17 protein-coding genes, 2 tRNA genes and 1 other RNA gene are annotated in these 21886 nt (G+C 57.8%); 11 read left to right on the top strand and 9 right to left on the bottom strand.

All coding sequences use genetic code 11. From position 1 onward, the window contains the following. Nucleotides 1–348: zinc ribbon domain-containing protein (locus NW870_RS10415; RefSeq protein ID WP_414375199.1), on the top strand; the 348-nt coding region annotated here is incomplete at its 5' end. Between the two features lie 64 nt (nucleotides 349–412). On the opposite strand, the gene NW870_RS10410 is transcribed toward NW870_RS10415, so the two are convergent. Continuing rightward, complete coding sequence (locus NW870_RS10410; protein WP_187147245.1) at nucleotides 413–850, bottom strand: hypothetical protein; 438 nt, start codon at nucleotides 848–850, stop codon at nucleotides 413–415. A 485-nt stretch (nucleotides 851–1335) separates the two neighbouring features. Here NW870_RS10410 and NW870_RS10405 point away from each other — a divergent pair. After that, nucleotides 1336–1408, top strand: a tRNA-Arg gene (locus NW870_RS10405). On the opposite strand, the gene NW870_RS10400 is transcribed toward NW870_RS10405, so the two are convergent. Further along, the gene (locus NW870_RS10400; RefSeq protein WP_414375202.1) at nucleotides 1370–4069 is read right to left on the bottom strand and encodes an ATP-binding protein; all 2700 of its coding nucleotides are present in this window, start codon (nucleotides 4067–4069) and stop codon (nucleotides 1370–1372) included. The genes NW870_RS10405 and NW870_RS10400 overlap by 39 nt on opposite strands. Before the next feature lie 932 nt (nucleotides 4070–5001). Here NW870_RS10400 and NW870_RS10395 point away from each other — a divergent pair. Next, nucleotides 5002–7002: a primary-amine oxidase gene (locus NW870_RS10395; RefSeq protein WP_414375198.1), complete on the top strand. Its 2001-nt coding sequence runs from the start codon at nucleotides 5002–5004 to the stop codon at nucleotides 7000–7002. Between the two features lie 134 nt (nucleotides 7003–7136). On the opposite strand, the gene ssrA is transcribed toward NW870_RS10395, so the two are convergent. Beyond that, nucleotides 7137–7538: a transfer-messenger RNA gene (gene ssrA, locus NW870_RS10390) on the bottom strand. 100 nt (nucleotides 7539–7638) lie between these two features. On the opposite strand from ssrA, the gene NW870_RS10385 reads away from it, so the two are divergent. Then, nucleotides 7639–7710: transfer RNA gene (locus NW870_RS10385), tRNA-Lys, on the top strand. 2 nt (nucleotides 7711–7712) lie between these two features. Here the strand turns inward: NW870_RS10385 and gatC are convergent. The 3 genes from gatC to NW870_RS10370 all read right to left on the bottom strand — a co-directional run bounded on the left by gatC (nucleotide 7713) and on the right by NW870_RS10370 (nucleotide 9103). Continuing rightward, complete coding sequence (gatC, locus tag NW870_RS10380; protein WP_414375197.1) at nucleotides 7713–8006, bottom strand: Asp-tRNA(Asn)/Glu-tRNA(Gln) amidotransferase subunit GatC; 294 nt, start codon at nucleotides 8004–8006, stop codon at nucleotides 7713–7715. 97 nt (nucleotides 8007–8103) lie between these two features. Next, on the bottom strand, nucleotides 8104–8625 hold the full coding sequence (locus NW870_RS10375) for a photosystem I assembly protein Ycf3 (protein WP_414350803.1): 522 nt from the start codon (nucleotides 8623–8625) through the stop codon (nucleotides 8104–8106). Between the two features lie 193 nt (nucleotides 8626–8818). Beyond that, nucleotides 8819–9103 carry a chlororespiratory reduction protein 7 gene (locus NW870_RS10370; RefSeq protein WP_414375195.1) on the bottom strand — a complete coding sequence of 95 codons (285 nt, stop codon included), beginning with the start codon at nucleotides 9101–9103 and terminating at the stop codon, nucleotides 8819–8821. 123 nt (nucleotides 9104–9226) lie between these two features. Between NW870_RS10370 and trpS the strand changes: the two genes are divergently transcribed. Continuing rightward, a complete protein-coding gene (gene trpS, locus NW870_RS10365) occupies nucleotides 9227–10222 on the top strand; it encodes a tryptophan--tRNA ligase (protein WP_414375193.1) in 996 nt (331 codons plus the stop codon). A 22-nt stretch (nucleotides 10223–10244) separates the two neighbouring features. On the opposite strand, the gene NW870_RS10360 is transcribed toward trpS, so the two are convergent. After that, entirely contained in the window at nucleotides 10245–11258 is a 1014-nt protein-coding gene (locus NW870_RS10360) for a DMT family transporter (RefSeq protein WP_414375191.1), read from the bottom strand. Nucleotides 11259–11353: 95 nt separating this feature from the next. On the opposite strand from NW870_RS10360, the gene truB reads away from it, so the two are divergent. Both truB and apcB read left to right on the top strand, forming a co-directional pair. Further along, a complete protein-coding gene (gene truB, locus NW870_RS10355) occupies nucleotides 11354–12253 on the top strand; it encodes a tRNA pseudouridine(55) synthase TruB (RefSeq protein WP_414375200.1) in 900 nt (299 codons plus the stop codon). 239 nt (nucleotides 12254–12492) lie between these two features. Continuing rightward, nucleotides 12493–12996: an allophycocyanin subunit beta gene (gene apcB, locus NW870_RS10350; RefSeq protein ID WP_011433791.1), complete on the top strand. Its 504-nt coding sequence runs from the start codon at nucleotides 12493–12495 to the stop codon at nucleotides 12994–12996. Between the two features lie 22 nt (nucleotides 12997–13018). On the opposite strand, the gene NW870_RS10345 is transcribed toward apcB, so the two are convergent. Further along, on the bottom strand, nucleotides 13019–13783 hold the full coding sequence (locus tag NW870_RS10345) for a TIGR03943 family putative permease subunit (protein ID WP_414375189.1): 765 nt from the start codon (nucleotides 13781–13783) through the stop codon (nucleotides 13019–13021). Between the two features lie 472 nt (nucleotides 13784–14255). Here NW870_RS10345 and NW870_RS10340 point away from each other — a divergent pair, with 472 nt between their 5' ends. Next, on the top strand, nucleotides 14256–15047 hold the full coding sequence (locus NW870_RS10340) for an ABC transporter permease (protein WP_414375187.1): 792 nt from the start codon (nucleotides 14256–14258) through the stop codon (nucleotides 15045–15047). Nucleotides 15048–15138: 91 nt separating this feature from the next. Here the strand turns inward: NW870_RS10340 and metH are convergent, their stop codons facing one another. After that, a complete protein-coding gene (metH, locus tag NW870_RS10335; protein ID WP_414375185.1) occupies nucleotides 15139–18813 on the bottom strand; it encodes a methionine synthase in 3675 nt (1224 codons plus the stop codon). Between the two features lie 638 nt (nucleotides 18814–19451). Between metH and rpoD the strand changes: the two genes are divergently transcribed. The 3 genes from rpoD (at nucleotide 19452) to NW870_RS10320 (ending at nucleotide 21808) form a co-directional block, all read left to right on the top strand. Next, nucleotides 19452–20663 (top strand): RNA polymerase sigma factor RpoD, encoded by a 1212-nt coding sequence (gene rpoD, locus NW870_RS10330; protein WP_414375184.1) that lies wholly within the window; start codon nucleotides 19452–19454, stop codon nucleotides 20661–20663. A gap of 84 nt (nucleotides 20664–20747) precedes the next feature. Continuing rightward, on the top strand, nucleotides 20748–21026 hold the full coding sequence (locus tag NW870_RS10325; RefSeq protein WP_414375182.1) for a hypothetical protein: 279 nt from the start codon (nucleotides 20748–20750) through the stop codon (nucleotides 21024–21026). Next, nucleotides 21002–21808, top strand: coding sequence for an adenosylcobinamide-GDP ribazoletransferase (locus NW870_RS10320; RefSeq protein WP_414375180.1), 807 nt, complete (start codon nucleotides 21002–21004; stop codon nucleotides 21806–21808). The genes NW870_RS10325 and NW870_RS10320 overlap by 25 nt, the downstream gene beginning before the upstream one ends. Nucleotides 21809–21886 lie beyond the last annotated feature (78 nt).

Below are 21886 nucleotides of genomic sequence, written 5' to 3'. Positions count from 1 at the left end.
AACAGTTGGGCGTTCTACCAACTACGTCAATTTCTGGAATACAAGGCGAGGGTTGCAGGGGTTTCTCTGATTCTTGTGCCGCCTGCTTACACGTCGCAGACCTGTCACCGGTGCTTACACATCCACCCTGAGCAGGGCAAGTCCTACCGCAGTGGCAAGTCGTTCAAGTGTGGGCACTGTGGATGGGAAGGGGATGCGGATTTGAATGGTGCGAATGTGATTGCGCTCTTGGGGGCTGTCGTAAACCAGCCTACAGGTTCGGGCCTGTTTTGTTCTCTGGTAGAGCAGAGCAGGCTCAGGGCTACTGAAAGCCTGCTCCGTAACGCTTTAGCGGTCGGAGTCGGGTAGTTTACCCGCACGCAAACGAGATTTTGCCTCGGTGCCGGCAGGGATCCCAAGTAGCAGCCAAAACCTAATCTTGAGTATCCAACCTGCGCACCAACCAGCGCCGCAGCGGATGCCATACCGGCAAGGACAGGATCCAGCGGGATTGCTGCTCCAGCATGAGACGCTCCACCGGATACAGGCCGAACAGCTCATAGCGGCTTTGGGCAATCAGGATCCCCATCGTGAAGCTGACACAGAGCAACAACCCCAAAGTCGGCCATCCTGGGCGGTGAAACAGGGCATATCGCAGGCCCGTCCAAGTAAAGTAATCCCACAGGCGGGCTATATCCGCTCGCAGAGCCCAGAGACTGGGGATCCCGACTACCAGCCACAACAGGCCCAGAAAGATGAAGCTACCGCCGTGGTAGAGGCGCAACAGGCGCTTGGCTGCCGGAGACAGAGCTTGAGTGCCGGAAGAAGCTTTCTTTCGCCCAACTGAGCCAGGATCAGGGAGCAAGGGCATGGGGATCCCAATTTTCGACACCTCAACACCCATTTTGGACTTATCTCCGACGCAATAGCTCGGTTGCATGGGATCCTCGAACTCAAACGAGTACTTTTCTGCTTTCGGCTCGCCCATTTTAAGGGATCGATTCACAGGGAGCCCAGTTGTGGCTCTCCCGCTGCACAGCGCCATCCAAAAAGGCACTGATCAAAGCATCTGCTCAAAGCATCTGCCGTCTGCAAGTCTTCCTTATCCGTACAGTCAAGTTTCCTGAGAGACGCCCAGACGTCCCATTCCAAGAGCTTGGCAGACGATCTCTTTGACGTTCATATCCTGAGCGAAAACCAACATTCCCATGGTGAAGGGATCCCGCCCTGGCTCCCCAAGGCAAACCGCGCAATTTGCCCAAACAACACTGCGGAAATCCAAGCCAGAGGCAGGTGGGCAGGGTTGGGGATTGGGAACTTGGTCGGGGATATAATGGCTCTGCATCCTTTTCTTCGGCCTTGCTAGCTCAATGGATAGAGCACCGACCTTCTAAGTCGATGGTTGCAGGTTCGAGTCCTGCGCAAGGCGCTGGGCTCTGTTTTGGGTTTCCGACAAGCTGCCCTGATGGGGGCACCACATCTGAACCATCACCTGCCGGGAGTGGCTTTCCACCCGCAGGGATCCGCCCATCAGCTCCACTGCCTTTTGAACCAGCGATAGACCCAAGCCCGTTCCCCCGGCGTTGCGGCAATCCAACTGGGGGAGGCGATAGAACTTTTCAAAAAGGCGGGGCAACGCTTCTGCAGGAATTTCCACCCCTGTATTGCGCACCGTGATCAGCCAGCCGGGACGGCCATTGGAGTTAGCCTGGCTCACACTCAAATAGATGCTTTCCCCAGTGGGGGTGTACTTACACGCATTGTTTAAAAGCTCGCTGACCACCCGCGACAAGAGGCTCTCATCCGTGCAGAGGAGCCAAAGGTCGGGATCCCATTCCACCTGGAACTGTTGGCCCTGTTGGGCAGCCCGCAGCCGGAAGGGCTCGCAAAGATTGGGGATCCATTCCTGGGGAGATAAACAGGTAAGTCTGAGGACTTTGTTTCCGGACTCGATGGCTTGCAATTCCAATAAGTCGTTGATTAACTCCAGCTCGCGGTTGGTCTCCATCTCCAAAATTTGAAAGTAGCGCCTTTCCCGCTCAGTTAGGTTGGCTTTAGATAGAAACCCAATAGCCAGCTTCATGTTGGTGAGAGGTGTGCGCATTTCGTGGGAGACCATGTGCAGAAACTCATCTTTGAGTTGGTTGAGCTCCTGCAACTGCCGCACCTGACGCTGAATTGTCTGATAAAGACGTGCTTGGCGAATGGCGATGGCACATTGGCCGGCTACCCGTTGGATAAGCCGTTGTTCCCGCTCGGTAAATATCTGCCCCGGTGGACGGGATCCACAAATATTCCCCAAAACAAGCAGTTCCTCGTCTTGCCCTGCCAGATCCCTTTTTTCACAGATGGGGGCGACGATCAGGGTACAGCGGTCATGGTTAGGCCAGCAGGGGTGATGGAGATTGCTGAAGTGGCAAAGCTGTCCGCGCCGGAGCTGACGAAGCACATCGGCAAAATCTGCAAACGGGATCTCCAGGGGAAAGCGCCGGATCCCTTCTCCGGCCAAATAGTCCACCGCCAAAACGCTGACCTGCCGCTCTGGGTCATACAGGGCAATGGCGCAATTGGATAGGTTCAAGCTCAGGGCCAGTTCTCGGGCCACCGTTTCCAAGATTTTTTGTTCGTCCAAAGTGGAGCGAATTTCTTCGGTGATGAGCTGGAGTAGCGCTTCGTCGTTGTAAGCTTGTTCGAGCTCTGCATTGCGCACCCGTACTTGGTAATCCAATTCGGCATTGGTCTGTTGCAGCTTTTGATAAAGCTCTGCCTGCTGAATGGCCACCGCCAGGTGCTCCCCGATAGCCTTGGCCAGCTCGATCTCGTCGGTTTGCCAATCCGGATCTGAGGTCAGGCGCCGCAGCGATAGCCCGCCCCACATTTGTTCCTGACAAGCCACCGGGATCACCAGCCAAGGGCCCAGTTGGTATTCTCGCTTCTCATAAATGGCAAAGGGATCGGCAATCTGCTCCGGATCCTGGACATGAAAAATTTGCAGCCGTTTCAAATGATCGAAAACCATAAAATCCCTGCTATCCGGCAGTCGCAGGTTCAGATTGTTGGGCAAATTAGGAAATCGGCTATGGCTGGCAATGCCCAACCACACGGCCTCAGCGGGCAGGTACTGATAAAGGGTAACTCGTGCTGCCTGCAACACTGCCCCCACTTCCCGCACCGCCACATCAAATAGGGTGGGTAAGTCCAGAGAGGTGTTGATGGCCTGAATGAGCTGATTAAACAGTCTTTCTCGCTGCAATTGCCGCTGCAGTTTCAGCTCAGCTTGCTTGCGAGGGGTGATGTTTCTGATGATCACCAGCACTTGATCTTCCCCAAAGGGAACGATGCGGGCCTGGCGATATTGGGGCTGAGGGGATCCCTCTGGGCAGGGGTATTCGATCTCTTGAGCTTGCCGGGTTGCCAAGGCCAGCTCCAGATGCTCGCGAATGGCTTGGGCTATGGGTTCCGCCCCACCGGTGCAACCGGTATCAGGAAACAGCTCTTCAGGAGTTTTGCCCAGGTAGTAGGCAGGGGGATGGGGGACAGAAAAATGGCTGGGCGGCTTGAACTCCAGACAGCGGCCCTGGCGATCCAGACGAAGCAGCATGTCGGGCAGGGCTTCCAGGATCTGGCGATGGCGACGCTCCCGCTCAGCCAAGGTGGCCTCTAGTTGCTTGCGCTCGCTGATATCCAGGGTCACGCCGACAACCTGGCCGGGATCCCCTTTCGGCCCCAGCAGGACAACCCCCTGGGAAAGCTGCCAGCGCATCTGGCCGTCGGCCTGGTAAACCCGATATTCCACCGAAAAGTTGGGATCCCCCTCTACCGCCCTGGGCCCAGCCGTCTGCAAAGCTTCTTTCACCCTTTGGCGATCTTCCGGGTGAACGTGCTGCAAAAACACTTCCAGGGTGAAATCTTGGCCGGGATCCAGCCCGTATTTGGCCTTGCACTGGGGAGAAGCACTCAACTCCCAGGTGCGCAGATCCAGTTGCCAATAGCCCAGTTGGGTGGCTTCTAGGGCCAAATAGAGATGCTCTGGATGAAAGCTGCCGTCTCCTGGCCGCACCGGCACCAGGCGGTATCGAGTTGAAGCCATCTCCCTCACCAGACGGTTAATTTGCCGCAAGCCCTGCCTCATTGTGGACGATTTTCAGGAGACGTGAGGGATCCTACTATTCGAATTGTTAGAAATTCCTAACCTTAAGCATGGCTTCAGGGTAACTCTTACGATATAGATATGTGTTCTCCGACACCAAACCTTCAACTTGAGCTGGACTTCAACTTCACGGGGAGAAGGCCTAGGGTCACACCCTGCTGATGCGACCGGGAGGCTTTGGGCCGGGCTTGTGGGAAAGGGGGGTGCCTCTGCTATAGTATCGTCAGTTGCATTTCGGATCCCAAGTGGTGGGATCCCCCTGGCAGGTAGGGTCAGGGCAGGTTTCGAGACATTTTTGCGTTTTCGGGAGAGGTCAACGTTGGGTTGTGCCTTCTCGGTGTGATCCTGCCCTTAGCCTGCGTGAAGCGTTTTCTCTTTTTTATGCTTTCCTGTGCAACGTTAAGCCTGACGTTTAATCACAGAAAACTTCTCCTGCTCTCGAGTTTGGGTTTATTTGTAGTAAGACCTGTATTCAGATTTTCCCGATGGGTTGACGGTTTCCTGTTCGCCCTGGCGCGGCTTCTCAAGGTGCCGTTGCCCTCTTCATTTGGTTAGCGGACGGGGAAACAGAAGATTGCTAGATCTGGATCTGGACAATTAGCAGGGCCGAGGTTGTCTTCACTTCCTTGGGCTTTGGCTTAAGTTTTCCTTTCCCCGGGTATCTCTTGCAAAGTTGCCCGATGTTGGCGATGGCAACAGGATAGTCTGTTTAGCCTGCTGTTAGGTTTTCTGGATTCTCTGAGTTGGGTTGATGGGCTGGCCCGCGGCATGGCGAGCGAAGGGATCCCTTTGACCTTTCTCAGCAGACTTCTCCCTATTTTTTCCTAGCTCAACTCAATCATTTTCCAACCGAAGAATTCAAGGTTATTGCTGTGGTTTGTAAAGTTTCTCCCAGTTTGGATCGACATAGCCAGTCGAGTGAATCTGCTTTGCTTGGCCAGGCTTCATTGCCCCAAGGCCACCCCTTGGATCCCCTTAGCGCCGAGGAAATGCGGCAGGTGGTGCAGATCCTGCGCCGGCAACGGCCCCTCAGTTCTCAGTGGCGCTTTGTAACCATCCAGCTACACGAGCCGGATCGGCCTTGGATGGAAACTTGGCAGCCGGGGCAGCCGTGGGATCGGCAGGCTTTCGTGGTGCTGTTGGATCCCGCCGCTGGCAACACCTACGAAGCCGTGGTCTCTCTGTCAACACAGCAGGTGCGCTCTTGGCAGCTCATTGCGGGCGTGCAGCCCCCTCTGCTCGACGATGAGGTGTACGCCTGCGACCGCCTGCTCAAGGAGGATCCCCAATTTTTGGCGGCTCTGCAGCGGCGGGGGATTGCCGATGTGGATTTGGTGATGGTGGACTACTGGACGGTGGGCTACTTCGGGATCCCGGAAGAAGAAGGGCGGCGGCTGGTGCGAGGCTTTTGTTTCCTACGTACTTCCCCTTGCGACAACGGCTATGCCCGCCCCATCGAGGGGCTCTACCCCTGGATTGACCTCAACCGCATGCAAGTTGTCAAGGTGGAGGATCGGGGTCTGTGGCCCTTGCCGCCGGAGTCCGGTAACTTCGACGAGCTGTTTTTCAAAGATTTTCGCCAAGACTTGAAGCCGCTAGAAATCACTCAGCCCCAAGGGGTGAGCTTCCAGGTGGACGGCCACCACATCCGCTGGCAGAAGTGGGATCTGCGCATCAGCTTTAACCCGCGAGAGGGGCTCGTCCTCCACCAGGTGAGCTACGAGGATCAAGGCCGCCTTCGCCCCATTCTCTATCGGGCTTCGGTAGCCGAGATGGTGGTGCCCTACGGGGATCCGCGGGATCCCCACTGTCGCAAAAATGCCTTCGATGTGGGGGAATACGGCATTGGCATGCAGGCCAATTCCCTGCAGCTGGGCTGCGACTGTCTGGGGGAAATCTACTACTTCGATGCCTGGCTGCCCACCAACAGCGGTGAGCCCATGCTTTTGAAAAATGCCGTCTGTATGCACGAGGAGGACTTTGGGGTGCTCTGGAAGCACACCGACTGGCGCACGGAACGGGCGCAGGTGCGGCGCTCGCGGCGGTTGGTGCTTTCCTTTTTCACCACCATTGGCAACTACGACTACGGCTTTTTCTGGTACTTCTACCAGGATGGCACGCTGGAGTTTGAAGCCAAGCTCACCGGCATCATCAACACTTGCGCCACGTTGCCGGGGGAAGAGCCGGAGTTTGGCGTCTTGGTGGCACCCCAATTGTCTGGCCTCAACCACCAGCACTTTTTCACCGTTCGCCTGGATATGGCAGTGGATGGGCCGTGCAATTCCCTCTACGAAGTGCATGCAGAACCTCTGCCTCTGGGGCCGGATAACCCTCACGGCAACGCCTTTCGCGCCCGCTCCACCCTGCTCAAAACCGAGCAGGAGGCTAGGCAAACGGTGGATCCCTTGCGGGGCCGCTATTGGAAGATTGTCAACCCCAATCGCCACAACCGCCTGGGACAGCCGGTGGCCTACAAACTGATGCCGGGGGAAAACGTCCAGCTTTTGGCCCACCCCGACTCTTGGCTGCACCGACGGGCAGGATACCTGGCCCACCACCTCTGGGCCACGCCCTACCATCCCGGCGAGAAGTTCCCAGCAGGGAACTACCCCAACCAACATCCCGGTGGCGAAGGGCTGGTGCAATGGACGCAAGCGAACCGCTCCCTGGAAAACACCCGCCTGGTGCTCTGGTATAGCTTTGGCTGCAATCACTTCCCCCGCACCGAGGACTGGCCAGTGATGCCGGTTAGCTACATCGGCTTTATGCTCAAGCCCCTGGGCTTCTTTGAGTGCAACCCGGCTTTGGATGTGCCCCCGCCTCCGCCAAAGATCAAAGGCTGCTGCAGCTTGAGTCATTCCAACCAGCAGTGAGCGCCATATCCACCCCCTGTCCCTCATCGCGCTGACCGAATCGGGATCCAACGGATTTGGGTGGGCTGTCAAGAATATCAAAAAGCCCAGAAGCCTTGCTGTGTAGGAACTTCTGGGCATTGTTCAACTTTGGGAAATGGAGCTGACGGGAGTCGAACCCGTGTCCGAGATGGGTACTGAGGGATCACTCATTCACAGGTTTAGCCTCTTTGACCCTCGAGGCGGGGATCGCCGTTTGGATCCCGGCGATGGGAGTTCTCCGCCTAATCTTAGTCTCTCCCTCGACGGAGCCGGAGTAGAGAGCTGCACCCGTTGGGGTTGTGATCCGCCCACTTAACGGGGTCGTGAGCAGATCCTCGAGCTCAGAGTAAGTTTTCGGTTACTGAGCCTTAGGCAGCCAAAGCAGCTGCTTTACGAGCAAAGGGTACGACGTTGTTCGCACGTACTTTTTTGAGCCTGGTGGTAACGGGATAAGCTCAATCCCGACCTGCATCATGAACCCATGTTCGCCACCCCGTCGAAACCGTTACAGCCCCAGGGTTGACTTGAGTCCAGCATAGCAAGATTTTTGGGGATACGGCCAGAACCTTTGCGAATGTGACAGAAGCTTTGCTAATATGACAAAGCTGCAAACTTGGGTCGGTAGCTCAGCGGTAGAGCACTCGGCTTTTAACCGATTGGCCCAGGGTTCGAATCCCTGCCGACCCATGTCAGTCTTCTTCTTCCAAAATGCGAGGCACCTTGAAGAACATGTCAGCTCGATCAGGGGCGTTGGCCAGGATCCCTTCGATATCCGGGTAGGGCTCAACTTCATCGGGGCGGGTGGGCAGTTCCATGTCCAGGACGTGAAAGGTGGGCTCTACCCCCTCCGTGTCCAGCTCCTTCAGTTGCTCCACGTAGGCCAAGATGTCTGTTAGCTGCTCTGTGAACTGGATCTCTTCCTCCTCGGTCAGCTCCAGACGAGCCAAGTGAGCAACATGTTGGACTTCTTCCCGTTTCAGCATCCTCTCCTCCGGCTCCCAGATTATCGACTTGACTTAGCCCAGGGTAGCCGAGATCAACCGTTCGCGTTAACGGAACGGAGTCCTTCTGCAGGAAAGCTCAGTACACCTCCAGGTTGGCGCGCCCGGTGGTTTTCAGCCAGTTTTGGGCCTCGATGTAGTTGTTGGGCGCAATGCGAATGGCCCGAATCCAGTACTGGGCAGCCTCGTTGAACAGGGCCTCTGCTGTTTCCTCATCCCCGGCTTGCAGGCTCAGCTCGCCCTTGTGGTGCAGCAATACGGCAATGTTGTTCAGGGCAGAGCAAAGTCTTGGGTTTAACTCCAGAGCTTGGTGGTAGTGGTCGAGGGCTTTGTCAAGCTCGCCGTTGCTCTGGTAGATCAGGCCCATGTTGTAGAGAATGTAGCTGCGGTCTTCTTCCCCTTGCTCGAGGGCGAGGGCTTCTCTGTAGTTTTCTAGGGCCTCGGCGTATTCTCCTTCGCTCTGAGCGGCCATGCCATCCCGGTAGTAGGCAAAGGCTTTCTTTTCCTCGGAACTCACCCCTGGCAGCAGTTTCAGAATTAGATCGGCCATGACGGTGAAGGTCTTGTCAATGAAGTTGTCGTTCTTCATGCTGCGCGGCATGGCTGACCCCTTTTAAGTTTAGGACTAAGGATCTCTACTCTTGCGTTGTATCACGCCCAAGGCGGGATCCGAAACACAACCCCGTACTGCCCGCCCCACCTCTGGTGAGGTTTTTGCCATGCCTGCGGGAGGGGAACTGCAACGCTGCTGCAACGAGGCTGCGAACGGCTTGGCCAAGGAACTTCCGAGCCTGTTAAGACCGTGTCGAGGAGCGCTTGCTCAGGCGCACAGGATGCCACTGCACGGTTTCGCCGGGGGAAACTTCGATCTCACAGGCGGTGTCGATCAGCCGCTGTGCCTGCGCTTGAGGGGTGGGATAGCGGGCCAGATCTGCATCCACGAGGTGGGGATGCTCCTGCAACAGCCGCACGAGAAACTCCTGCAATTCCTCAGGGCTGAGAAATTGCTCCGGCAAGCCCGGTATCAGCAGCACATAGTGGTTGGCAGCACGCAACAGTTCGGGTTCAGAGTCTGACATGGTGTGCGGTTGGGCATCTTCCTTCCATCATGAACCAACAGGTTGCGCCTCTCTTGATATCCTGAAAAAGACTTTCCTTGCTCTTGTCCTCCGTCTTGTTGGCGTTTGAGATCTGCTTTCCCTATGGCCAAGCCGCGCACCCTTTCTGGCATTCAGCCCTCTGGCGAACTGCATTTGGGCAATTACTTGGGGGCGATTAAGAATTGGGTGGCCGAGCAGGAGCACTACGAGAACTTTTTTTGCATCGTCGATCAACACGCCATCACCGTTCCTCAGGATCCTAAGCTGCTGAGGGAGCGAACCCGTTCGCTGTTTGCCCTTTATTTGGCCTGCGGTCTCAGCCTGGAGCATTGCGTGCTATTCGTCCAGTCCCACGTGCCTGCCCATACGGAGCTGGCCTGGCTGTTCAACACCATCACCCCCATGAACTGGGCGGAGCGCATGATCCAATACAAGGAGAAGAAGGAAAAACAGGGGGAGGAGACCAGCGTTGGCTTGTTCAGCTACCCGATTTTGCAGGCGGCAGATATTTTGCTCTACCAGCCCAAGTATGTGCCGGTGGGGGAGGATCAGCGGCAGCATATTGAGCTGTGTCGGGATATTGCCCGCCGCTTCAATGACCGTTTTGGAGAGGTGTTTTTGATCCCGGAGGCCCTGATTCGTCCGGAGGGGGCGCGGGTAATGAGCTTGACCGATGGTACGCGCAAGATGTCCAAGTCGGATCCCTCGGATTTCAGCCGTATCCATCTGCTGGATGACCCGGATACCATCCGCAAGAAGATCCAAAAATGCAAGACCGACCCCATTCGGGGCATTGCCTTTGACGATCCGGCTCGTCCCGAAGCCCACAATTTGTTGACGATTTACATGCTCACCTCCGGCAAAAGCAAGGAGGTGGTGGCGGCTGAGTGTGCCGAGATGGGGTGGGGGCAGTTCAAGCCCCTCCTTGCCGACAGCATCATCGCTGCCCTGGAGCCCATTCAGCAGCGCTACCGGGAACTGTGGAGCAACCCCGACCACCTGCTCGTTCTGATTCGGGAGAATGCCGCTAAGGCCCGGGCCATCGCCGAGCAAACGCTACAAAGGGTGAGAGAGGCCATGGGGTTCTTGCCCCCCTAAGGGATCCCTGCCCAAGCTTTGATCAGTCGGGGTTGCCATCGCGGATCTCGACGGTGCTCAAGGCGCTCACCAGCCAGTCTAAACCCAGCTCTGAGAGGATCCCTTTCCAGCCCAGGTGGAGGCGCTCCTGCCATTCTTGCCGGTGGTTAATCAAGTACACACAGACCAGAGTGATGCCCACTCCCAGCCATTGCAGCCGCGTCAGCGATTCCCCCAGAAAGGTGCTGCCAAACAGCAGGGCAAAGATGGGGGTGAGGAAGGTCAGGGAACTGAACTCGGTGAGGTTTTCCTGAGAGGCGAAATAGAAGAAGAGGGCATAGGCCAAGGCGCTCCCCATCACCGAAGCGTAGAGAAGGCCCAGCCAGTGGATCCCGCTCAGGTGTTGCCATTGCTGGGTTTCTGTTAGTGCTGACAGCAGGATCAACGGCAGGCTGCCCAACACCATGTGCCAGCCCGTCGCCAGCACCGGATCCGCCACCTCCGCCACCTTGGGCATCATCACGGTGCCGATGGCCATCGACAGGGAGGCCATCAACATCCAAACGACGCCGGCCCCCAACTGCAGGGATCCCTCGCCGGATAGGCCGATGAGGCCAATGCCGAAAACTCCCAGCCCCAGGCTCAGCCAGCCCAGGGATCCCATCCGCTCGCGGTAAAACCAGGTGGCCATCAAAGCCACCGCCAGCGGCTGCGAGTCAATGAGCACGGATCCCAGGCCCGCCCCTGTCTCTTTCAGCCCTTGGGCCAAAAATCCCTGAAAACATGTGCCATCCACCAGCGCAAACGCCAACACCCATAGCCAGCCGCGCAGCCCTCTGGGATGCCAGGCGTGAGACGCAGAACCCCGCCCCTGCCAGAGCCGAAAGGCCAGAACCAGGATCCCTGCCGGCAACAACCGCAGAATGGCAATAAAGAGGGGGGTGGTCTCGGAGAGGGCGTCTCGCATCACCACCATTGCTGAGCCCCACAGGAAAAAGGGGGCAATCATCAGGAGGCGTTGCCAGATAGGCTGAAAGAACAGGTCAGACTGAGCCATAGGTGCTTCAAACTTGGAGACGGAAGTTAACCCCATGTTAAGCGCTGGGGCAGCTCAGTTACAAATCTTAACTGTTGATGCATATTATGCCTGGCATGGGATCCCTGGAGGGCTTTCTCAACCTGGACAAGCCGGCGGGGCTCACCTCCCACGACTGTGTGGCAGTGGTGCGGCGGGTCTTGCGCACCCGCAAGGTGGGGCATGGGGGCACCTTGGATCCGGCGGCAACGGGGGTTTTGCCGATTGCGGTGGGACGGGCAACACGCTTTTTGTCGTTTTTGTCGGGGGATAAGGTGTATCAAGCAACCTTCCGATTGGGACAGCGCAGCGACACCGACGATGCCGAAGGGCAGATCCGGGTGGGATCCCCTTGTCCTGGGTTGAGTCGCGAGCAGGTGGAGCAGTGTTTGCGGGAGTTTACCGGCGAGATCTGGCAGGTACCGCCCCTCTACAGCGCCCTTAAGCGGCAGGGGAAAAAGCTCTACCAGTTGGCCCGGGCCGGCGTAGAGGCTGCAGAACTCCAGTTGGAACCCCGACGGGTGGTCATTCGGCAACTGCGCATCCTGGGCTGGCGAGCCGGAGACTTTCCGGAAGTGGATCTAGAAATTGCCTGTGGCCCCGGCACCTACATTCGTGCCCTTGCCCGCGATGTGGGGGAAAAATTGGGCTGTGGAGGGCTGATGAGCCGGCTGCGACGGCTGCAAAGTGGCCCCTTTCGCATCACAGAAAGCCTGCCGCTGGAGAGATGGCAGGGATCCGGGGATCCCGCTGCTGCCCTGCTGCCCATCGAGTGGGGATTTGCCGATTGGGGTGCGGTACAGCTCTCTTCCGCCGAAGCGAAGCAGTGGCTGCAGGGTCGGGCCATTCTCCTCGACCGGCCTGTTGTCGATGCCCCTACTTTGCGGGTGCTGGACGAGGCGGGCAAGTTTTTGGGCTTGGGGTATGGTCAGGCAGGCCAGCTCAAGCCGCTGCGGGTGTTGTCGCCGGATCCCTAGAGTGTTGCAGAAAGGTTACATTTTTGTAACAACATTGGCCATTGTCTCAGAGGGAAGTGGGAAAGAAACCCCCGCATGCTAAACTTCTGAGGGCGAAGGGGAGCCTGAAGCGTTGCCGTTGCCGGGCTCTGGTTCAATTCTCCAGGGCTGACCTTTGGATGTTGTCCGGCAAAATCTCTTCTCATTTTTTCATCTCAAGCTACTTTACAAAATAAAGTCACAAGAATGGAGCTGGGGATATGCGGGATGCCGTAACCACACTGATCAAAACCTACGACCTGACGGGCCGCTACTTGGATCGGGAGGCAATGGATGCGCTCAAGGCTTTTTATGACTCGGGGCTGCGGCGCATCAAGGCCGTGAACGTGATCAATCTCAACTCGGTGGATATCGTCAAAACGGCTGCTGCGGCCATGTTCGCCCAGGTGCCAGATCTCATTCGTCCGGGAGGCAACGCCTACACCACCCGCCGCTATGCCACCTGTTTGCGGGATATGGACTACTTCTTGCGCTACGCTTCCTACGCGCTGGTGGCTGCCGACAACAGCATTTTGGATGAGCGAGTCTTGGCCGGCTTACGGGAGACCTACAACTCCCTCGGTGTGCCCATCGCCCCGACGGTGATTGGCATTCAAAACATGAAAACCCGCACCCTGGAGCTGCTTGGCTCTGGCGAAGACTACAGCTTTGTGGCCGAGCCCTTCGATTACCTGAGCGCTAAGCTGAGCGAAACCGATATCTAAACCGATATCTAAGCGCCTGCTCTTATTCGTCGGCATAGGGGTTTGGCGGCACCGGTATCGGCTCCACCTGCTCGGCAGCGATTACCAACTGAGATTGGCCATCCCGCTGCTCCACAGCCATGCGCCCCTCCAGACGCAGCCAACTGTCGGCAGTTAACTGCTCTGCCTCTGGCCAGCGCACCGGCAAGCCCACAGGGTAAGCATCGGCAGCACAGCAGCTAACCAAAAACCGAGCAATAACAAAGTGGTCGGGTCGCTCGTCAGGAATGACGAACCCCTGCACCCGCACCGGCTGGTCTTCATAGGTGTAGGGATCCGGGTAAACATCCAAGGTGCGCACCCAGTCCAGCAGAGTACGCTGACGCGGGTCGAGCTTGGGGCGAAAAGCCTGCGGCTGGCTACGAGATGCTCCCAGATAGGGAGATACCCCTCGGTTGAGGGCAGTTTGGCTGGAGAGCGGGCGTGGCTCGACCCAAAACCCCAGCAGGGCCGTCAGGATCAACAGTCCTGCGCCCAGCCGCGGCCCCAGTAGCGAGGAATGGACTTCAGAAGAAGGGACTTTGGCTCCTCGCCAACGGCCAATCCCCAAGCCCAACAGACACAGCCCGGCCAACAGCGCCACATTCACGTAGCCGGGATTGATCAACATCAGCAGGGTGCCCCGCCAGCGATAAACGATCAGCAGGATCCCTAGCAACATCAACCCAACCGCCTCCCAGTAGGCTGTATTGCCCCACCGCAACGGTTTGGACTCCGTCCCGCTGACGCGACCGACAGGCCGAGACATACCCTTGGTTTTCGCGTGCGGTTCCTCTGGATTTTGTTTTTCTCGAAGACGACCAGAACTGCTTTTGGGCATGGGTTGCAGCTTTTTCACACCACTCCGAGCCTAAGTTTAGCAATCCCCGCGGAAGTGCCCACTGCCGGCGTTGGGGAATGCCTGTGCTGCCAATTTCCCAGTCACAGGTATCGGGTTGCCCGAATAAGGCAAGGACTCCGTCCCCCTAACGCGAACAGCAAAACATTTCGTTTGGCTCACGTTCTTTGATTGCCGTCTTTACAGCTTCAGGGATCCCATCATCAATTCAACAAATCCAGCCACAGATAACCTCACATTGATATCCCATTGATAACGGACTTTAGCGTGATGGACAGGGTTGTAGGCGGGTGTATAAAGCCTAGGGAGTTGCTGCAATTTTGGCGGTCTGCTCTACAGTGGGATAGAGACAACTGAGATACCACACACGAATGTTGGCCGAATGTTGGCAAGGATACCCACCTGGCTGCGGGGCGTGAGCTATGCCATCTATGGCTTTCTCTACCTGCCAATTCTGCTGATCGCCGTCTACTCCTTTAACCGAGCCCGCTTTGGCCTGGCGTGGACAGGTTTTACCTTCGATTGGTACCTTTCCCTGTTTCAGAATGCCCTGGTCTGGCAGGCCACGCAAAATACCCTCGTCCTGGCGTTGGTCAGCACCCTGGTCAGCACGCTGCTGGGATCCCTGCTGGGCTATGGTCTCTACCGCTACCACTTCCCCGGCAAAAAGGCGGTGCAGGGGCTGATGCTGTTGCCGGTGATCGTCCCCGATATTGTGATGGCCATCGCGCTGCTGCTGTTCTACCAGTTTGTGCGCTTTTACACGGGCCTCTTTGAGCTGGGCTTGGGGACGATGATCTTGGCCCACATTACGTTTCAGATTGCTTTTGTGGCTATTGTGGTGCGCAGCCGTCTCCAACTTTTGGATCCTGCGTTGGAGGAAGCCGCCTATGACCTCTATGCAAACACCTGGCAAAAGCTACGCTATGTCACCTTGCCCTTGGCCATGCCAGGGATCCAAGCTGCCGCTTTGCTGGCTTTTACCCTTTCGATAGATGATTTTGTCATCTCCTTTTTTACCAGTGGCCCCGAAAGCCAGACCCTGCCGATTTTGATTTACAGCACGGCGCGACGAGGAGTTACCCCGGAAATCAATGCCCTCTCCACCTTGATCATTCTGGTTACCTTGATCTTGGTCGTGGGCTTCCCCCTGCGGAGTGCTCCGCACCGCTGACGCGAACAGCCGCTCCCGCCTGGGATCCCGCTAGCCGTTCTCGACAGTTCCCCCTCTCCCCCTGAGAGAGGTTGGAGATGAGGGCCTAAGCCTAAGTGTTGAAGTAGCGGGCTGCCGGATGGTAAGCAACGATGGCGGTGGTGGACTGTTCCGGATCCAACTGATCGCTCTCGTCCATGGTCAGGCCAATGCGCTCGGCCTGGAGCAGCTCCAGCAGAATCCGTTGGTCGGCAATGTTGGGGCAGGCCGGATAGCCGAAGCTATAGCGGGATCCCCGATAGCCCTGATGCAGGATCTTGCGGATGTCGGGGCTATCTTCGTGGCCAAACCCCAGCTCCCGCCGGATGCGGGCATGGCACCACTCGGCCAAGGCTTCTGCCAAGGTCACGGTCAGGCCGTGGAAATACAGGTAGTCGGTGTACTGGCCCTCGGCAAAGAGGCGCTGGGCATAGGCGGTGGCCTCTGGGCCCACCGTAACCGCCTGCATGGGGAAGACATCTACTAGGCCAGTGGAGCGATCGGCAAAGAAGTCAGCGATACAGTAGCGGTGGCCGGTTTTTTGGCGGGGGAAGGTGAAGCGGGCCAATTCCCGCACCCCTGGAGAGAGTTGCGGGCGCTCCACCGTGGGCAGTTGGAAATAGGTGGTGGAGCCTGGCTCCAGGGAAAACAGCTCGGGGAAGCTGGCCGGGTCGAAGAGGATCAAAGTGTTCCCCTCTGCCTGCGCCGGGAAATAGCCGTAGACCACTTGGGGGTGCAGCAGATCCTCAGCCAGGATTCGCTCCTTCCAGCGCTCGATCACCGGATCCACCTGGGTGGCGATAAACTCGGCAAACTCCTCCGCCGACTGGTCGCGGGGCTTGCGAATCTGCCATTGTCCGGCCACCAGGGCCTGCTTGTCGATGTAGAAGAAGACTTCCGGCCAAGGGATCTGATCTGAGGTGAGAACCTGGGATCCCCAGAAAGGCGGGATGGGTCGCTCGGTCTCCAGGGCAACGGCTTCAGAGCGGCGGGTGTCTTGGGACTCGGAGAGGGTGAGGGCGGGAGCAGCTCCCACGGTGGTCTCCGCAGGGGGCAGGCTGGGATCCGTTTCCTCTGGAACCCAAGAAGCCTCTTTCTGGCCATTGGCAGAGGGGGATCCCTGCTCCAAGTCATCCAGAAAACCCAGCCGGTCGTCCCAGCGTCCGGCAGCTTTGGCCTGCATCAGCCGATCCATAAAGTGGAGATCGACGAAGGCGTCGCGGCCATAGATCACCTGGCCTTTGTAGGTCTTGCAGCAGTCTTCTTCCACAAAGCGGCGGGTGAGGGCCGCCCCTCCCAAAATGACGGGAACCGTGATGCCCCGCTCGTTAAACACCTCCAAATTCTCTTTCATAAAGGCCGTGGATTTCACCAACAGGCCGCTCATGGCAATGCAGTCGGCCTTGCTCTTTTCATAGGCTTCGATGATGTTCTCCACCGGCTGCTTGATGCCCAAGTTAATTACCCTGTAGCCGTTGTTGGTGAGGATGATGTCCACCAAGTTTTTGCCAATATCGTGGACATCCCCCTTGACGGTGGCAATCAAAAGAGTGCCTTTGCACACTTCCCCTCCCACCTTTTCCATGAAGGGCTCCAGGTATTTCACCGCCGCTTTCATGGTTTCTGCCGACTGCAGCACAAAGGGCAGTTGCATCTTGCCGGCACCGAACAGCTCCCCCACCTCCTTCATGCCGTCCAGCAAAAAGGTGTTGATGATCTCCAGGGGAGGATATTTCTGCAGTGCCTCCGCCAAGGTTTCTTCCAGGCCAATCCGCTCGCCGTCGATGATGTGCCGCCGCAGCCGCTCCTCCAGAGGCAGCGTGGCCAGGGATCTGGCTGCCCGCAGCTCTTGGCTGGAAACTCCCGCAAACAGCTCCGTCAGCCGCGCCAGAGGATCGTAGGTGCAAATGCCCGAGGACTCCGTCCCGCTAACGCGAACAGCGTTAAACTGCCGCCGATCCCAGATCAGATCCCGACACACCTGCTGCTGCTCTTCGGGGATCTTGTTCAGGGGCAGGATCTTGGCGGCACTGACGATAGCGGCATCCAGGCCGGCCTCGCGGCACTCGTGCAAAAACACCGAGTTCAACACCACGCGGGCTGCCGGCGAGAGCCCAAAGGAGATGTTGGAAATGCCCAAGAGAATGTGGGTCTCCGGGAAAGCCTGGCGGATACGGCGGATCCCTTCCAGGGTGGCTGCTCCGTTGCTACGGTCTTCCTCGATGCCGGTGGAAATGGGCAAGGCCAAAGGGTCAAAGAAAATCTCGTAGGGCGGGATCCCGTACTCAACCGCCTGGCGATAGGCCCGCTCGGCAATCTGGAACTTCTTGTCGGCGGTGCGGGCCATGCCCTCTTCGTCGATGGTGCCGATGACCACCCCGGCGCCGTAGGTTTTGGCCAGCTCCAGCACCTTTAGGAAACGTTCTTCCCCATCCTCGTAGTTGGTGGAGTTGAGCAGACATTTGCCTCCCGCCACCTTGAGGCCCGCCTCCATCTTTTGCCAATCGGTGGAGTCCAGCATCAGGGGGATTTGGATTTGGGTGACCAGCCGGGACACCAGCTCCCGCATATCCCGCACGCCATCCCGGCCCACGTAGTCCACATTCACGTCCAGGATGTGGGCTCCCTCCCGCACCTGCTCCCGCGCTAGGGCCACCAGGCCGTCCCAGTCTTCGGCGTTGAGCAGCTCCCGCATCTTTTTGGAGCCGCTGGCATTCAGCCGCTCGCCGATGATCAAAAAAGAGTTCTCCTGCAGGTAGGGCTGAGGGGCATAAATCGAGGCAGCAGCCTGGATCCGTTCGATGCTACGACGTTTGGGCCGCAGCCCCTGCACAGCTTCCACCAAGGCGGCAATGTGCTCGGGACGGGTGCCGCAACACCCTCCCACCACCGCTACCCCCAGATCCCGCACAAAATGCTCCAGGTGGAAGCGCAACTGCTCCGGGGTGAGCTTGTAGTGGGCTTTGCCGCCGATGTTTTCCGGCAGGCCAGCGTTGGGGATGCAGGAGATGGGGAAAGGAGAATGGCGGGACAGATAGCGGATGTGTTCGACCATCTTGTCTGGGCCAGTGGCACAGTTGAGGCCCAGCACATCGATGGGATAGGGCTCCAGGATGGCCAGGGCCGCCCCGATCTCCGTGCCCACCAGCATCGTCCCCTGTACCTCAAAGGTGAGGGACACCACCACCGGCAGGCGGATCCCGCGTCGGGCAAACTCCTGCTGCACGGCCACCAGGGCCGCCTTGGTCTGCAAAATGTCCTGGCAGGTCTCGATGATCAGCAGATCCGCCCCACCGTCAACTAGCCCCTGCACCTGCTCCTCGTAGGCAGCCCGCATCTCATCAAAGCTGATGTGCCCCAGGGTGGGCAGCTTGGTGGTGGGGCCAATGGAGCCGGCCACAAAACGGGGCTTTTCCGGCGTCGCAAACTCGGCTGCTACCCGCTTGGCCAGTCGCGCCGCCGCCACGTTCAGCTCGTAGGCTTTTTCCGGGATCCCATATTCGGCCAAAACAATGGAGGTAGCCCCAAAGGTATTGGTCTCGATGACGTCTGCCCCCACCTCCAGAAAGCCCCGGTGCACCTGTTCCACCGCCTCCGGCTTGGTCAGCACCAGCATCTCATTGCAGCCCTCCAGTTCCGGCCCACCAAAATCCGCTGCGGTCAGGTTCTGGGCTTGCAGGGAGGATCCCATCGCCCCATCGAAGACAATTACACGTTCCTGGAGACAGTGCAGGAAGGGATGGGTCATAGAAGTCAAAGACAGGCAGAGTGCAAAGCGACCTCAAGTCTGATTTAGGTTAGCATCGAGCCATTTGCCCGGACTAGACCGAGGGGCCAGGGATCCCATCTTGGCCATTGTTGAGGTGAATTTAACATTTTCTTTGCCTGCCCCGTTGCTGTTTCCCCCAGGTCGGGCTAATTTAGGGAAGACGTTTTGGTGTGAACGGCTACAGTTGCTCGCAAAGGCTCCCCCCAGAGTCGTTTGCTGCCTGCTGTAGAGCGATCTTCTCCTCGCAGGTTGGAGTGGTTGAGGTGCTGAATGTTCCGCCCCCCCAGTGAAGTGCCTCGCACCCCGTCGCAGGATTGGCGAAGAGAAAGATCCACCTCTCGCCATCTTGAGAGGTTCCGCCCACCAAGATGACGGGTCTTGCGCCAGTTCAGTTGAGCCCCATGAGCGATATCTGCTTCCAGATTGACCCGAGCAATCGGTTATCCAGAAGCGGGCAGGCTTGCCTAGGGCAACTCAGGCTTTGGCTTGCGGATATCGGCTCCCTCACTCTGGCGTTGTGGGATGCAGCAGGGCTGCAACTTGCTCCTCTCCCTTTGGCGTCTAAGCTCCCTTAGTCACCTTTAGTTGTCTGTGATTAGGATCACGAGGAACTCAGCATGGCTCAAGCAAAGGAATTGGTGAAATCTGGTCAAACAGCTCTTCTCGAATCGGATCTGGAAAATCCACCTTCTGGCACCCTGGAGTTGGACACGGAGACAGATACCCTCGAGAGCGAACTGGATACCGGTGACACTGATGCTTTTGATGAGGATGACGACGACGAAGAGGCAGCAGAGGAGGATGGAGAGACTGCCGCCGCCGGTGCCAAAGGTCGCTCAAAGCGCAAGGCGGCCAGTAAGAAAAAGCCCTACACCGATGACTCTATCCGGGTCTATTTGCAAGAAATTGGGCGTATCCGGCTGCTGCGGGCCGATGAAGAAATCGAGCTAGCCCGAAAAATTGCCGATCTGCTGGAGCTAGAGCGCGCTCGCGAGGCCGTTTTTCAGCGTATGGGCCTCTGGTCAGACCCAGAAGAGGTGCCGGACACCCTCTGGGCAGAAGAGGTCAAGATGTCCTTGCCGGAATTTCGGCGGCGGTTGCATCGGGGGCGGCGGGCCAAAGAAAAGATGGTGCAGTCTAATCTGCGTTTGGTGGTGTCCATCGCCAAAAAGTACATGAACCGGGGCCTGTCTTTTCAAGATCTGATTCAGGAGGGATCCCTGGGCCTGATCCGGGCAGCCGAGAAATTCGACCACGAGAAGGGCTACAAGTTCTCCACCTACGCCACCTGGTGGATTCGACAGGCCATCACCCGTGCCATTGCCGACCAATCCCGCACCATTCGCCTGCCCGTCCACCTCTACGAGACGATCTCCCGCATCAAAAAGGTGACCAAGTTGCTTTCCCAGGAATTGGGCCGTAAGCCCACCGAAGAGGAGATCGCCACCCGCATGGAGATCACCATCGAGAAGTTGCGCTTTATCGCCAAGTCGGCCCAGCTCCCCATCTCTTTGGAAACCCCCATCGGCAAGGAAGAGGATTCTCGGCTGGGAGACTTTATCGAGTCAGAGGGGGAGACGCCGGAGGATCGGGTGGCCAAAGTCTTGCTCAGAGAAGATCTGGAAAGCGTTTTGGAAACCCTCACCGCTCGCGAACGGGATGTGTTGAAGTTGCGCTACGGCTTGGATGATGGCCGCATGAAAACGCTGGAGGAGATCGGCCAGATCTTTAATGTCACCCGCGAGCGGATCCGGCAGATCGAGGCCAAAGCCCTGCGCAAGCTGCGCCACCCCAACCGCAACAGCGTGTTGAAGGAATACATCCGGTGACTCTGGGGCCCATTCCTTCTAGCTCTCAGGGAGAGCCGGGGCAAGGGATCCAAGAGAGTTCCCGGCCCCCTAAGGCAGACTGAGTTGGAACTGCCAACCCGCGCGATGGAGGATCTTCAGCATGAACTCGAACCAGACTCCGCGGATCCCAGTCTTTCTGAAAAAGCAGCCCTCTTTCTGGTGTTGGCCGCGGTGGGCGCCATCGGAGCTTTGGTGGCCAAGCTCACCATTGTCAAGCTCACCATTGTGGTGGGGCGCACCGTTCGCAAGGATTCCTATTTTCTCTCCCAGAGGGCTGGATTGGCGGATCCCTTTACACAGACTCAAGGACTGAGCGATTGCGGCGCTTCTGGGCAGCTTTGACCTTCTACACGGCCCTGCCTCTGGGGTGGGTGGGGGAGTTGTCGTTTGAGGGCATTGCCGCCTGGCTGCCGGGGGTAGGTGTGTTGCTGGGCGGGATCCTCTCCCTGGCTGGGATCCTGCTGCAGGTTTTCCCCAATCCGGTGCGGGCCGCTTTGCTCTTGGCCCTGTGGGTTCTCTTGACCGGTGGGCTGCACCTGGACGGGGTGGCCGATACTGCCGATGGCTTGGCGATCAATGTCCACAAGAATCCTTACAAAGGGGATCCGGAACGGTCAACTGAGGATGGGCAAAAATCTGACTTGCAGGGATCCCGTCGCCGTCTGCAGGTGATGAGCGATAGCCACACCGGGGCCTATGGGGTACTGGCCTTGGTGCTGCTGCTGCTGCTGAAATTTGCTGCCCTGAGCAGCGTTCGAGCTTGGCCCCTCTTGCTGCTGGTGCCCGCCTGGGGGCGTTGGGGCCAGTTGCTCGCCATTGCCCTGTACCCCTATCTGCGAGAGCAGGGATCCGCCCGCTTCCTCAAAGACTCCACTTCCCTGCCGGGATCCCTGTGGCCGGGCACTCTGCTTGTGCTGGCCATCACCGGGGGGTTGGGCTGGGCTGGGATCTTGGCTTGGCCCCCTTTGCTGCTCTGGACGCTGGGATCCGCCCTGGGGGCTTGGGCCGTGGGCTACTGGATCTACCGCCAGTTGGGAGGACACACGGGCGATACCTACGGAGCTACGGTGGAATGGTCAGAAGCGATAGCATTGCTGTGGGGATCCCTTATTGGGCCATCATGAATCTGATACATTTACGCTGAACACTGCTGAACATCACTGTTCAACTATGCAGCGATAGCATTCTGTTTGTTTCCAAAC

The organism is Synechococcus sp. R50.1, assembly GCF_047462115.1.
Taxonomy (GTDB): Bacteria; Cyanobacteriota; Cyanobacteriia; order Thermostichales; family Thermostichaceae; genus Thermostichus.
Note: the sequence above shows the minus strand (reverse complement) of the source record. Positions and strands in the feature narration are given on the sequence as shown.

Coding starts and splice junctions, on each gene's coding strand:
- NW870_RS10360 (WP_414375191.1), bottom strand. CDS start 11,258: ATGGCTCAGTCTGACCTGTTCTTTCAGCCTATCTGGCAACGCCTCCTG.
- rpoD (WP_414375184.1), top strand. CDS start 19,452: ATGGCTCAAGCAAAGGAATTGGTGAAATCTGGTCAAACAGCTCTTCTC.
- NW870_RS10340 (WP_414375187.1), top strand. CDS start 14,256: ATGTTGGCAAGGATACCCACCTGGCTGCGGGGCGTGAGCTATGCCATC.
- trpS (WP_414375193.1), top strand. CDS start 9,227: ATGGCCAAGCCGCGCACCCTTTCTGGCATTCAGCCCTCTGGCGAACTG.
- NW870_RS10410 (WP_187147245.1), bottom strand. CDS start 850: ATGCCCTTGCTCCCTGATCCTGGCTCAGTTGGGCGAAAGAAAGCTTCT.
- NW870_RS10370 (WP_414375195.1), bottom strand. CDS start 9,103: ATGTCAGACTCTGAACCCGAACTGTTGCGTGCTGCCAACCACTATGTG.
- NW870_RS10345 (WP_414375189.1), bottom strand. CDS start 13,783: ATGTCTCGGCCTGTCGGTCGCGTCAGCGGGACGGAGTCCAAACCGTTG.
- truB (WP_414375200.1), top strand. CDS start 11,354: ATGGGATCCCTGGAGGGCTTTCTCAACCTGGACAAGCCGGCGGGGCTC.
- NW870_RS10375 (WP_414350803.1), bottom strand. CDS start 8,625: ATGCCGCGCAGCATGAAGAACGACAACTTCATTGACAAGACCTTCACC.
- apcB (WP_011433791.1), top strand. CDS start 12,493: ATGCGGGATGCCGTAACCACACTGATCAAAACCTACGACCTGACGGGC.
- NW870_RS10400 (WP_414375202.1), bottom strand. CDS start 4,069: ATGGCTTCAACTCGATACCGCCTGGTGCCGGTGCGGCCAGGAGACGGC.
- metH (WP_414375185.1), bottom strand. CDS start 18,813: ATGACCCATCCCTTCCTGCACTGTCTCCAGGAACGTGTAATTGTCTTC.
- gatC (WP_414375197.1), bottom strand. CDS start 8,006: ATGCTGAAACGGGAAGAAGTCCAACATGTTGCTCACTTGGCTCGTCTG.